We start from the raw sequence: 12,163 nt of genomic DNA, 5'->3' as shown, positions 1-12,163 counted from the left end.
ATCAGCGGGATGAACGGAGACCACCGGCTCGCCACCTACGGCAGCCTCGCGCCCGGCCGGCCCAACCACCACCACGTCGCCGGACTCGGAGGCCGCTGGTTCGCGGGGGAGGTGCACGGGCGGCTCGTCGAGGCCGGCTGGGGCGCCGCCCTCGGCTATCCCGCGCTGGTCCTCGATCCCGATGGCGCGGCGGTCGACGTCCAGGTGCTGGAGTCGGCCGACCTGCCCGCGCACTGGTCCCGCCTGGACGACTTCGAGGGGCGCGGCTACGAGCGGGTCCTGACCACGGTCCACACGGCCACCGGCGTCGTCGAGGCGTACATCTACGTGCTCGTCCCGGCCGACGAGAGCTGATTGACCGGGTGTCGGACGCGACGCCACGATGGCCGGGCTCACCACGGACTGACGACGGGGAGAGGTCATGAGCAGCGCAGAGACGATCACGGTGCCCCACCTCGGCACCTCGACCATCGGCTACCGGTTCGGCAGGGCCTACGACGCCTCGCTCCCGACGCTCGTCATGGTCAACTCGTTCAGCACCTCCGTCGAGCTGTACCGGCCCCAGTTCGCGGACGAGAAGCTCGTCGCCACCGCGAACCTGCTCGCGCTCGAGCCGTACGGCCACGGCCGGACCCGCGCCGGGTACGAGCACTTCACCTATTGGGACTCGGCCATCGCGAACCTGCAGGTCCTCGAGGCGCTCGGCATTCCCGAGGCGTTCGTCCTCGGGACGTCGCAGGGCGGCTGGGTGGCGGCGCGCATGGCCATGCTCGCCCCGAGCGCAGTGAAGGGGATCATCCCGCTCGGCACGTCGATGGACTCCGAGAGCCAGCGCAGCCGTGAGCTCGGGTGCTGGAACGGGGTCGACTTCTGCACGCCGGCCATCGACGCACTTGCCGAGAGCGTCGGCGACGACTGGGTGATCCCGGTCGAGCTCGTCGACGCCGTCCTCGCGGAGGGCTTCGGTGACGTGCCGCCCGAGGAACGGACGTTCTGGCACGAGACGCACCAGCAGAACTACACCGGCGACGCGGGGCGCAAGCGGCTGCGGATCAGCAGCATCAACCTGCGCGACCGCGACGGCCTGCACGGCCGGCTGGACGACGTGCGGTGTCCGGTCCTGTGGATGCACGGCACGGCCGACCCGGTCTACTCCGTCGCCAACGCCCAGGACGAGATCGAGCGCTTCGTCAACAGCCCCGACGCCACCCTCCGCGTCGTCGACGGGGGCCGGCACTTCCTCAGCGCCACGAACCCCGACGAGGTCAACGCCGCGACGGTGGAGTTCATCAGCCGCTGGAAGTAACGATCAGCGGCCGGCGGCGGGGATCGACACCTCGCGCTGCCCGAAGCGGGCGGTCAGCGGCTTCGCCGGCGTGATCCCCTCGGGCAGCTCCACCACCGTGACGTGGCCGCTCATGTCCGCGGTGCAGACGTCCCGGTCGGGGAACAGCGGGCCGAGGCGGATCTCGACCACCTGGTCGGCGACGACGTCGAGGGCGTGCGGGCCGCTGGGGCAGCTGCCGCTGCCGAAGGTGATCACGCCGAGGTACCGGCCCTCGTTCACCCACGCGACGGAGGCCCGGAACGACAGCGGCTCGACGGAGGCCGGCGTCAGCACGAACTCCCCGGACCGGTCCCCGAGGGCGAACTCCGCGACGTAGGGCAGCGGCGACCCCGACCGGCCGGCACCACAGGCGGCCAGCACGAGCACCCCCATCACCAGCAGGGGCCGCACCGGCCGGGGTCCGCGCACACCCCGGATCGTGCGGCCGAAGCGGCCGCGCCGTCCACCGGCTACCGCGGGACGGCGGCCGGCAGGGCGCGGACGAGCACCACCGCCGTTCCCGCGGCGACCGCGCCGCTCGCGTTGAGGACGGCGTCCAGCGGGGAGACGACCCGTCCCAGGGGCAGCGCCCACTGCAGCAGCTCGATCGACGCGCCGGTGGCGAGGGCGGCGCCGGCGAGCAGGGACAGCCGCCCGAGCGCGGGCCACCGCAGGACGGCGAGGGCGGCCGGCACCGCGAGCAGGCCGAGGTTGCCGACCAGCTGCAGCAGGGTGGCGCGCGAGTCCAGGCCGGTCAGGTACCAGCGCAGCTCCACGGCCGGCGAGCCCCACGCCCAGCCCGTCCCCTCCGGCGTCAGCGTGAGCAGCGCGACCAGCGCCAGGGCCGCCACCACCGCGGCCGTCCACCTGCCTCGGGTGCCGTCCATGCCCCGACTGTCCGATGCCCGCCCGGACGGCACCTGAGCCGGAAGTGGGTGTCGGCTGTGCGCGCCGGCCCGGAGTCACAGGAGCGGCTCAGCCGGGACACAGGGCGGTCGCCGATCGTGGGGAAGGAATGAGGAGGATGCCGTGCTGACCGTTCCCGCTTCGACCCCGCTCCCCGACGCCGCGGCCGACGACCGCGCCGTCCTCGTGGTCATCGGCGGGCTGCCGGGCAGCGGCAAGACGACGCTGCTGCGGCGCCTGCTCGCCGACGCACCGGCGGGGGTGGCCGGCTTCGACTCCGAGCAGGTCACCGCCCGCCTGCGGGCCGCCGGGGTGGCGCTGCCGTACCGGCTGCTCCGCCCGTGGGTGCACCTCTGGCACCGCCGCCGGGTCCTGCGCGGGCTCCGCAGCGGCGCGCCGGTCGTCGTCCTCACCGATCCGTGGACCAGCGACCGGTGGCGGACCGCGGTGCGCCGCGCGGCGGCGCAGGCCGGGCGGTCCGTGCGGCTGGTGCTGCTCGACGCCTCGCCCGAGCTCGCCCGGAGCGGCCAGGCCGCCCGCGGCCGCCGGATCTCGCCGCGCGCCATGGCCCGCCACGCCGCGCGGTGGGATCACGTCCTGGTCCAGGCGGCGGGCGACCGGCTCCCCGGCATCGCATCGGCCGCCGTCGTGGACCGGGAGGAGGCCGACCGGCTCACCCTGGACGCCGTCCTCGGCGAGGCCTGAGCCTCCCAGCGGACTCCCAGCCGCCGCCCAGCGCCGGTACGGTCCGGGCGGCCAGGCTGGTCCCCGACCGACCCGGAACCGATGGGGGAGCAGTGCAGGAACAGCGACGCAGTCCCGAACCCACCTACGAGGGCCGCCGCCTGCCCCGGCCGGCGGACGAGCTCGTCGACCAGGGGCTGGCCTTCGACGTCGGCACGCTGCTCTCGCGGCGCCGGATCCTGCAGGTCCTCGGCCTCGGTGCCGCGACCGTGGGCCTGGCCGCCTGCACCGGCGGGTCGAGCTCGTCGTCGGCGTCCTCCTCGTCCGCGTCCTCCTCGTCGTCCGGAACGGCGGGCACCGCGACCGGGGAGATCCCCGACGAGACCGCGGGCCCCTACCCCGGCGACGGCTCCAACGGGCCGGACGTGCTCCAGCGGAGCGGGATCGTGCGCAGCGACATCCGGTCCAGCTTCGGCGACGCCACCGGGACGGCGGAGGGCGTGCCCATGACGCTGCGGCTGACGGTCACCGACCTGGCGGGCGGGGGCGTGCCGTTCGAGGGGGTGGCCGTGTACGTGTGGCACTGCACCCGCGAGGGCGGCTACTCGCTCTACTCCGACGGCGTCCAGGACCAGAACTTCCTGCGCGGTGTGCAGATCGCCGACGCGTCCGGCACGGTGACCTTCACCAGCATCTTCCCGGCCTGCTACGACGGCCGGTGGCCGCACGTCCACTTCGAGGTCTACCCCGACCAGGCGAGCACCACCGACGCCGCCAACGCGATCGCCACCTCCCAGGTCGCGCTGCCGCAGGACGTCTGCGAGACGGTCTACCAGCAGGAGGGCTACGAGGCGTCGGTGCGCAACCTGTCCCGGGTCAGCCTGGCGAGCGACAACGTCTTCGGCGACGACGGCGGCGCGAAGCAGCTCGGCACCGTCACCGGCGACGTGCGCAGCGGCTACACCGTCTCCCTCGCCGTCGGCGTCGACACGACGACGGCGCCCACCGGTGGCGGCTCCCCGTTCGGGAGCCCGGGCGGCCCGCCGCCGGGCCGCCCGACGTCCTGACGGGTCAGCGTCCGCCCAGGACGTTCCGCTCGAGCCAGTCGTTGCGGAAGGCGCCCCGCGGGTCGAGCCGCTCGGCCAGCCGGACGAAGTCCGCGTGCCGCTCGTACCGCGGGGCGAGCTCCGCGGCCTCGGCGGCGAAGACCTTGCCCCAGTGCGGCCGCGGCTCGAACGGGGCGAGCGCGCGCTCGAGGTCGGGCAGCAGCGTCGCCACCTCCGCCGGCCGGCGCTCCCACGTGAAGTGGATCGCCACGGAGTCGCGGTCGTAGCTCGTGCTCAGCCACAGCCGGTCGGCGGCGACGGTGCGGATCTCGCAGACCAGCAGCAGCGGCCGGATCCGCCCGGCCAGACCGCGGACGGCGTCGACGGCGGCCAGCGCGTGCCGGCGGGGGACCAGGTACTCCGACTGCAGCTCCTCGCCGGCGCTGGGGGTGAACCCCATGCGGAAGTGCGGAAGCCGGTCCGACCACAGCCCCGGCCGGCCGAGCTGCGGCGTGCACGGTGTCGGGTCCAGGCCGAGGATCGGGTGCCGGTCCACCGCGGCCGGCACCGCGCCGAACAGGTCGTCCGGCTCCGGCTCACCGGCCCGCGACTTCACCCACACCTGGTCGACGGTCTCCCGGAACCGCGTGAAGACGCTGACGCTGTAGCCGCAGGACATGACCTCGTCGACGTGGGCGGCCAGCGCGTCCCAGCGCAGGCCCTCGAGCACCCGCTGCCGGACGTCGAAGGCCGGCTCGACGTCCAGCGTGATCCGGGTGACCGCGCCGAGCGCCCCGAGCCCGACGACCGCGCCGTCGAAGTCCGCGTCGCCCCGGGCCAGGCAGAGCACCTCGCCGGCCGACGTCACCAGTTCCAGCGCGGCGACGGCGGTGGCCAGGTTGCCGTTGCGCACCCCCGAGCCGTGCGTGGCGGTCGCGACCGCGCCGGCCACGGAGATGTGGGGGAGCGAGGCGAGGTTGTGCAGGGCCAGCCCCTCGTCGCGCAGCACCTCGGCCAGCTCGCCGTACCGGAGCCCGCTGCCGAACGAGACCGTCCCCGCCGCCGGGTCGACCGCCACGTCGGCGGGCAGCCCGCTCCCGGTGGTCAGCGCCTCGAGGGAGATCAGCTCATCCGAGTCGGCGATGCCGGTGAACGAGTGCCGGGAGCCGAGCACGTGCACCCGGCGAGCGCCGGCGACCAGCTCCTGCACCTGCTCCAGCGTCGCCGGCCGGTGCAGCCGCCGGGCGCCGTAGGTGTAGCTGCCCGCCCAGTTGCCACCCGGCTCCGTCACGGCGTCCATCCTCCCGGTTCCCCGGGTTGCCGCCCGGCGACCCCTTGCCTCAGCCCGCGGGCGCGGGCAGCGTGGACCGGACGCGTGCCCGAGCGAAAGGCGCCCTCATGACGCGTACCGCCCCACCGCCGGCCGCCGTCTTCGGGGACGAGACGGCGATCATCGGGCACCGGGGGCTCGGGCGGGGGATCGTGGCCGGCCACCGCGAGAACACCCTCTCCTCGTTCACCACCGCGGTGGACCTGGGCGTGAGCTGGGTGGAGGCCGACGTGCGCCGGACGGCCGACGACGTCCTGGTCGTGGGGCACGACGCGGCCTATCCCGACGGGGCCCGCGTGGCCGAGGTGACGGCCGAGGTGGCCGACCGCCGCGGCACGCTGCGGCTGGCCACGCTCCTCGAGCGGCTGCCGCCGTGGGTCGGCGTGAACGTGGACCTGAAGTCCTGCATCGAGGACAGCCTGCGGCCGCCGGAGCGGACCACGGCGGCCCTGCTCGCCCCGGTCGTGGCCGAGGAGGCGCTGAGCCGCCCCGTGGTGGTCTCGGCGTTCGATCCCTCGGCGCTGCGCCGGCTGCGCCAGGAGGCGCCTCGGGTCCTGCTCACCTGGCTCACCTGGTACGGCTTCCCGCTGGACGCCGCGGTGGCCGGCTGCGCGCACCTGGAGGTCGACGCCCTCGGCCTGCAGGTCGGCTCGCTCGCGCCCGACCCCTGGAGCGGGACCGTCGACCCGGCGACCGTCGCGCGGGCGCTCGGGTTCGTGCACGGCAGCGGGCGCGCGCTGCTGGTGTGGTGCCCGTCGGCCGGTCCCGCCTCCCTGCTCGTCGAGGCCGGCGTCGACGCCCTCGTCGTCGACGAGGTGCCGAGCGTCGTGGGGCAGCTGCGCCGGCCGGGCTGACGCCGTCGGTCAGTGGCTCTCCAGCCGGCCGCGCTGCGCCAGCACGAACAGCAGGGCCATCGCGGGGACGACGAGCAGGAGCGCGGCGGCGGCGACGACGGTCAGCGACCACAGCGTCGCGGTCGGCGCCGCGGCCTGCCCGATGGTCAGGTGCGTGCCGAGCAGGTACGGGTACTGGGCGACACCCCATCCGGCGATGACGGCGGCGACCGCGGTGACGGCGAGCGCCTGCAGCAGCCGCGGGGCGGCCCGGCGCAGCAGCACGACCGAGCCCAGGCCGCACAGGCCGGAGAGGATCACCAGGGGCAGCCCCGGGCCGAGCAGGTCGTCGAACAGCCGCGGTGCGTCCGCGCGGAGGATCGCGATGCCCGCCAGGGCCACCGCGCCGGTGACCACGGCCGCGGCGAGGGCGCGCCGCCGGAACCACGCCTCGAGGTCGGGCTCGTCGCGCCGGCGCGCTTCGGCAGTGAGGAAGACGGCCGCCACGAAGGCGCAGGTGAGCACCGCGAGCGCCCCGCCGAGCAGCGAGGTCGGGTTGAGCCAGCTGCCGACCGGGTCCCCCCGCCCCTCGGTGGGCACCCGCCCGGAGGCGATGCCCCCGGCCACGGTGCCGAGGAAGAACGGCGTCAGCACCGAGGACGCCGCGAACGCCGCCCCGGTGACCCGCTGCTGGTCGGTGCGGACCATGACCTTGCGGAAGGCGAAGCCGGCGCCGCGCAGCACGATGCCCAGCGCCGCGAGGCCCAGCGGCACGAACAGCGTGGTCATGATCGCCGCGAACGCCGTCGGGAAGCCGGTCCACAGCATGACCAGCACGAAGATCAGCCAGACGTGGTTGGCCTCCCACACCGGCGCCAGCGACTCGTCGACCAGGTGCCGGGGACGGCGGCCGTGCTCCGCCCCGCCGGCGGTCAGGTCCCAGAACCCCGCCCCGAAGTCCGCGCCCCCGAGGACGGCGTAGGCGAGGACGCCGAGGAAGAGCACCACCGCCGCGAACGTGCTCACGTCGCGCCCTCCGCGGCGGCGGCCTCCCGGGCGCGGGAGGGGCCGTAGGGCACGTCGGCGTCCCCGCCGGCGCCCTCCTCCGCCGCGCGCCAGCGGCGGCGCAGCAGCCGCAGCGCGAGCAACGTGCCGTAGGCGACCGCCGCGTACAGGGCGACGGTCGCGGCGAAGAACGGCCACACGTTCCCCGACGTCGTCACCGCGTCCCGGGTCAGCAGCAGGCCGACGACGGTCCACGGCTGACGGCCCACCTCGGTGACCACCCAGCCGGCCCACAGCGCGATCAGCGCCAGGACGCCGGACACCGCGGTGGCGCGCAGAAACCACCGGCTCTGCGGCATCCGGCGGCGCCGCCACCAGGCCAGCGCCCACCAGAGGGACAGGCCCAGCAGCAGGAAGCCGATGCTGACCATCACGTCGAAGGCCAGGTGGACGGTGGTCAGGATGCGGTCGGCGGGGCGGACGTCGGCGGGGATCGCGTCGAGGCCGAGGATCCGGGTGTCGGGGCTCTCCCCGGCCAGGATGGACGCACCCCACGGGATCTCGATGGCGAACCGCGGCTCGCCGTCGGCCATGAACCCGCCGAGCAGCAGCGGCACGTGCGTGTCCGTGCTCGGCACCAGCTCCATCGCGGCGAACTTGGCCGGCTGCTCCTGGTACACCTCCCGCGCGGCGAGGTCGCCGACCACGACCTGGAGCGGCGCGCAGATCGCGGCGACGGTGAACGGGATGGCCAGCCCGAGGTGGTGGTAGCGGTCCCGCCGGCCGCGCAGCATGCCGACGGCGTACACCCCGGCGACGGTGAAGCCGGCCACCATGTAGGCCGCCAGCAGCATGTGCACCGCCTCGTGCCAGAACGCGCCGTTGAAGAAGACCTCCAGCGGCCGGACGTCCACCACCCGGCCGTCGCGCAGCTCGAAGCCCCGCGGCTGGTTCATCCAGCCGTTCGCCGCCACCACCGACCAGGTGCCGCCGATGCCGGAGAGCACGATCGGCACCCCGGACCAGAAGTGCGCCCACGGCCGCATCCGGTCCCACCCGTAGAGGTAGATCGCGACGAAGATCGCCTCGAGGAAGAAGAACAGCCCCTCCACGGCGAACGGGATGCCGAACGCCGCCCCGAAGCGGCCCATCAGCCCCGGCCAGAGCAGCCCGAGCTCGAAGGACAGGACCGTCCCGGAGACGGCCCCGACGGCGAACAGGACGCCGGCCACCTGCGACCACCGCCGGGCCAGCAGCATCGCCTCGTCGTCCCCCCGGCGCAGTCCGCGGTGGTTGGCGATCAGCATCAGGAAGGTGAACGCGACGCCGAACGGCACCAGGACGATGTGGAAGCCGAGGGTGAAGGCCATCATCTGCCGCGCCGGCAGCAGCTGCGACGGGGCGTCCGCGGCCGCCAGCAGCGCCTGGCCGACCGCGGGCACGAGGTCCGGCATGTCTGCAGAGCGTGCTCCCGCGCCGACGGCCCCGCCAGCGGGAGAGGGCCGGTCCCGCCCGGTGCAGGGATCGGGCTTTCGGTACAGAAAGCCCGGCGCTGGTCCGGGCTTTCTGTACCGAAAGCCCGTGGGGTCAGGGCCGCACATCCGCGGTCGAGTGGCCGTCCCCGGGCGGGTGCCGGAGAGTCGGGGGCCGGTGGGGTCAGGCCCTGCGGAGTCGCTGACGAGGAGGCCGTCCGGATGCGGGCGATGGTGTACCGAGGGCCGTACAAGATCCGGGTCGAGGAGAAGCCGAGACCGGCGATCGAGCACCCGAACGACGCGATCGTGCGCGTGACCCTCGCCGCGATCTGCGGCTCCGACCTGCACCTCTACCACGGGCTCATGCCGGACCTGCGGATCGGGCACACCTTCGGCCACGAGTTCATCGGGGTGGTGGACGAGGTGGGGCCGTCGGTGCGCAGCCTGCAGGTCGGCGACCGGGTGATGGTGCCGTTCAACATCTTCTGCGGCTCGTGCTGGTTCTGCGCCCGCGGGCTGTACTCCAACTGCCACAACGTGAACCCCAACGCGACGGCGGTGGGCGGCATCTACGGCTACTCGCACACCACCGGCGGCTACGACGGCGGCCAGTCGCAGTTCGTCCGGGTGCCGTTCGCCGACGTCGGCCCCGCGAAGATCCCGGACTGGATGTCGGACGAGGACGCCGTCCTGCTGACCGACGCCGTCCCCACCGGGTACTTCGGCGCCCAGCTCGGCGACATCGTCGAGGGCGACACGGTGGTCGTCTTCGGCGCCGGCCCGGTCGGCCTGGTCGCCGCCCGGTCGGCCTGGCTGATGGGCGCCGGCCGGGTGATCGTCGTCGACCACCTCGAGTACCGGCTGGCGAAGGCCCGGACCTGGGCCTACGCGGAGACGATCAACTTCACCGAGTGCGACGACGTCGTCGTGGAGATGAAGAAGCAGACCGACCACCTGGGCGCGGACGTCGCCATCGACGCGGTCGGCGCCGAGGCGGACGGCAACCTCCTGCAGCACCTGACCTCCGCGAAGTTCAAGCTGCAGGGCGGCTCGCCGATCGCGCTGAACTGGGCGATCGACTCGGTCCGCAAGGGCGGGACCGTCTCGGTGATGGGGGCGTACGGGCCGATCTTCAGCGCCGTCAAGTTCGGCGACGCGCTGAACAAGGGGCTGACCCTGCGGATGAACCAGTGCCCGGTGAAGCGGCAGTGGCCGCGGCTGTTCGAGCACGTGCGCAACGGCTACCTCACGCCGAGCGAGCTGGTCACCCACCGGATCCCGCTCGAGGACATCGCCGCGGGCTACCACATCTTCTCGGCGAAGCTGGACGACTGCATCAAGCCGCTCGTGCTCCCGAGCGCGGCCTGAGAGGGAACCGATGGCCTACACGCCGCACAAGCCGCCGCTCGCCGAGACCCCCGACCAGCTGCGGGCCCGGATCCCCGGCTGGGGGGTCGACCTGGACCCGAAGGACCGGCCGTCGGTGCCCAAGCTGCAGTTCCAGGAGGGCCTCACCGGCGCGCACTGGGAGTTCCCCGAGCGGCAGCCGGAGAAGGAGCCGCGGGAGCGCTCGATCGAGCACAAGTTCCTGACGCCGGTGTTCGGCACCGCGCAGCCGCCGAAAGGGCTGTCCGGGGCGATCCGCCGGTTCTCCTACGCCCGCTACAGCGAGGGCCGGGCGGCGCACTGGCTGCTGCTGATGGCGGCCGACCGCGTCGACGCCTGGGAGGAGCACCTGCGCTCGTTCGCCACCCTGCGCCCCGACAACCCGATCACCGAGACCGGCGTGCGCAGCGAGTTCACCCACCACGGGCTGACGTCGCGGATCGGGCGCAAGCGGGCCGACCTCGTGCACCAGCCGCTCGACCCGGTGATCGTCGCCGGGCCCTGGATCCTGGCGGCCGCCGTCGCCGTCAAGGGGGTGCGGGCGCTGACCCGCTCCCTCGCGCGCTGAGGGGGGAGCACCCGCGGGTCCGCCGTCCGGGAGATAGTTCTCCTGCACGCCGCACCGGACGACAAGGACCAGCCCGTGACCCTGCCCAGCGCCGACGAGCTCACCCGCCAGGCCGAGGAGGCCCTGCGCCGCTGCGGCGTGGACCAGACCGCCGTCGCGGGGGACCGCCCGGTGGTCTCCCCGGTCAACGGCCTGCCGCTGGTCACCGTCCGCTGGTCCGACGCCGCGGCGGTCGACGCGGCGGTGGCCCGGGCCGGCGAGGCGTTCCGCAGCTGGCGGACGGTGCCCGCGCCGGTCCGCGGCGGCCTCGTGCGCCGGTTCGGCGAGCTGTTGCGCGAGCACAAGGCGGACCTGGCCACGCTGGTGAGCCTCGAGGTTGGCAAGATCACCTCCGAGGCCCTCGGCGAGGTCCAGGAGATGATCGACATCTGCGAGTTCGCCGTGGGGCTCTCGCGGCAGCTGTACGGCCGCACGATCAGCTCCGAGCGCCCGGGCCACCGGCTCATGGAGACCTGGCACCCGCTCGGCGTGGTCGGCGTGATCAGCGCCTTCAACTTCCCGGTGGCGGTGTGGTCGTGGAACACCGCGCTCGCGCTCGTCTGCGGCGACCCGGTCGTCTGGAAGCCCTCCGAGCTGGCGCCGCTGTCCGCGCTCGCCGCCGCCGCGCTGCTCGACCGCGCGATCGCGGAGCAGGGCGCGCCGGAGGGGCTCAGCCAGGTGCTGATCGGCGGCCCCGAGCTCGGCGAGGCGCTGGTGGACTCGCCGGGGATCGCCCTGCTGTCGGCCACCGGCTCCACCCGCATGGGCCGGGCGGTCGGGCCGCGGGTGGCCGACCGCTTCGGCCGGGCCCTGCTCGAGCTCGGCGGCAACAACGCCGCGGTCGTGACGCCGTCGGCCGACCTGGACCTGGCCATCCGGGGCATCGTCTTCTCGGCGGCGGGGACGGCGGGGCAGCGCTGCACGACGATGCGCCGCGTGATCGCCTCCGCCGAGGTGATCGGCGAGCTCACCGAGCGCCTCGCCGCGGCCTACCGGCGGCTGCCGATCGGGTCGCCGGTGGGGGAGGGGACCCTCGTCGGGCCGCTCATCGGCAGCCGGGCGTACGAGGCCATGCAGCAGGCGCTGAAGGAGGCCGTCGCGCAGGGCGGCGAGGTCGTGGTGGGCGGCGGGCGCCGGTTCGAGGACGAGGCCCCGGACGCGTTCTACGTCGAGCCCGCCGTCGTCCGGATGCCCGGGCAGACCGACGTCGTCCGGCGGGAGACCTTCGCGCCGATCCTCTACGTCCTGCCCTACGGGACCCTGGAGGAGGCGATCGCGCTGAACAACGACGTCCCGCAGGGGCTGTCGTCGAGCATCTTCACCGCCGACCAGGCCGAGGCCGAGCGGTTCATCGCCCCCGACGGTTCCGACTGCGGCATCGTCAACGTCAACATCGGCACGTCGGGCGCCGAGATCGGCGGCGCGTTCGGCGGGGAGAAGGAGACCGGCGGCGGCCGCGAGTCCGGCTCCGACGCCTGGAAGAGCTACATGCGCCGCGCCACCAACACGATCAACTACTCGGGCGAGCTGCCGCTCGCGCAGGGCGTGAAGTTCACCGTCTGAC

Annotated in this window: 13 protein-coding genes; 8 read left to right on the top strand and 5 right to left on the bottom strand. The window is 74.4% G+C overall.

Annotated elements, in window-relative coordinates:
* Window positions 1-9: 9 nt before the first annotated feature.
* Both ACWIYF_RS18520 and ACWIYF_RS18515 read left to right on the top strand, forming a co-directional pair.
* Window positions 10-354, top strand: coding sequence for a gamma-glutamylcyclotransferase family protein (locus ACWIYF_RS18520; RefSeq protein ID WP_448624299.1), 345 nt, complete (start codon window positions 10-12; stop codon window positions 352-354).
* A gap of 67 nt (window positions 355-421) precedes the next feature.
* On the top strand, window positions 422-1,306 hold the full coding sequence (locus ACWIYF_RS18515) for an alpha/beta fold hydrolase (protein WP_448624298.1): 885 nt from the start codon (window positions 422-424) through the stop codon (window positions 1,304-1,306).
* A 3-nt stretch (window positions 1,307-1,309) separates the two neighbouring features.
* Here the strand turns inward: ACWIYF_RS18515 and ACWIYF_RS18510 are convergent, their stop codons facing one another.
* Entirely contained in the window at window positions 1,310-1,756 is a 447-nt protein-coding gene (locus ACWIYF_RS18510; RefSeq protein WP_448624297.1) for a hypothetical protein, read from the bottom strand.
* A gap of 41 nt (window positions 1,757-1,797) precedes the next feature.
* Window positions 1,798-2,214 carry a VanZ family protein gene (locus tag ACWIYF_RS18505; RefSeq protein ID WP_448624296.1) on the bottom strand — a complete coding sequence of 139 codons (417 nt, stop codon included), beginning with the start codon at window positions 2,212-2,214 and terminating at the stop codon, window positions 1,798-1,800.
* Window positions 2,215-2,356: 142 nt separating this feature from the next.
* Here ACWIYF_RS18505 and ACWIYF_RS18500 point away from each other — a divergent pair, with 142 nt between their 5' ends.
* Together ACWIYF_RS18500 and ACWIYF_RS18495 are read left to right on the top strand one after the other, a co-directional pair.
* Window positions 2,357-2,938, top strand: a complete 582-nt coding sequence (locus tag ACWIYF_RS18500; protein WP_448624295.1) for an AAA family ATPase — start codon at window positions 2,357-2,359, stop codon at window positions 2,936-2,938.
* 92 nt (window positions 2,939-3,030) lie between these two features.
* Complete coding sequence (locus tag ACWIYF_RS18495; protein ID WP_448624294.1) at window positions 3,031-3,984, top strand: intradiol ring-cleavage dioxygenase; 954 nt, start codon at window positions 3,031-3,033, stop codon at window positions 3,982-3,984.
* Window positions 3,985-3,988: 4 nt separating this feature from the next.
* Here the strand turns inward: ACWIYF_RS18495 and ACWIYF_RS18490 are convergent, their stop codons facing one another.
* Complete coding sequence (locus ACWIYF_RS18490) at window positions 3,989-5,263, bottom strand: D-arabinono-1,4-lactone oxidase (protein WP_448624293.1); 1,275 nt, start codon at window positions 5,261-5,263, stop codon at window positions 3,989-3,991.
* A 98-nt stretch (window positions 5,264-5,361) separates the two neighbouring features.
* Between ACWIYF_RS18490 and ACWIYF_RS18485 the strand changes: the two genes are divergently transcribed.
* Window positions 5,362-6,147, top strand: coding sequence for a glycerophosphodiester phosphodiesterase (locus ACWIYF_RS18485; RefSeq protein ID WP_448624292.1), 786 nt, complete (start codon window positions 5,362-5,364; stop codon window positions 6,145-6,147).
* A gap of 9 nt (window positions 6,148-6,156) precedes the next feature.
* On the opposite strand, the gene ACWIYF_RS18480 is transcribed toward ACWIYF_RS18485, so the two are convergent.
* Both ACWIYF_RS18480 and ACWIYF_RS18475 read right to left on the bottom strand, forming a co-directional pair.
* Complete coding sequence (locus ACWIYF_RS18480) at window positions 6,157-7,152, bottom strand: cytochrome d ubiquinol oxidase subunit II (RefSeq protein ID WP_448624291.1); 996 nt, start codon at window positions 7,150-7,152, stop codon at window positions 6,157-6,159.
* Window positions 7,149-8,585, bottom strand: a complete 1,437-nt coding sequence (locus ACWIYF_RS18475) for a cytochrome ubiquinol oxidase subunit I (RefSeq protein WP_448624290.1) — start codon at window positions 8,583-8,585, stop codon at window positions 7,149-7,151. Before ACWIYF_RS18475 ends, ACWIYF_RS18480 begins: the two co-directional genes overlap by 4 nt.
* A gap of 240 nt (window positions 8,586-8,825) precedes the next feature.
* On the opposite strand from ACWIYF_RS18475, the gene ACWIYF_RS18470 reads away from it, so the two are divergent.
* The 3 genes from ACWIYF_RS18470 to amaB all read left to right on the top strand — a co-directional run bounded on the left by ACWIYF_RS18470 (window position 8,826) and on the right by amaB (window position 12,162).
* The gene (locus ACWIYF_RS18470) at window positions 8,826-9,974 is read left to right on the top strand and encodes a zinc-dependent alcohol dehydrogenase (RefSeq protein ID WP_448624289.1); all 1,149 of its coding nucleotides are present in this window, start codon (window positions 8,826-8,828) and stop codon (window positions 9,972-9,974) included.
* A gap of 10 nt (window positions 9,975-9,984) precedes the next feature.
* Window positions 9,985-10,560: a hypothetical protein gene (locus ACWIYF_RS18465; protein ID WP_448624288.1), complete on the top strand. Its 576-nt coding sequence runs from the start codon at window positions 9,985-9,987 to the stop codon at window positions 10,558-10,560.
* A gap of 75 nt (window positions 10,561-10,635) precedes the next feature.
* Complete coding sequence (gene amaB, locus ACWIYF_RS18460; protein WP_448624287.1) at window positions 10,636-12,162, top strand: L-piperidine-6-carboxylate dehydrogenase; 1,527 nt, start codon at window positions 10,636-10,638, stop codon at window positions 12,160-12,162.
* Window position 12,163: the final 1 nt, after the last annotated feature.

The sequence above is a fragment of the Geodermatophilus sp. URMC 64 genome (assembly GCF_053502555.1).
This window is presented reverse-complemented; position numbering and strand designations above follow the sequence as displayed.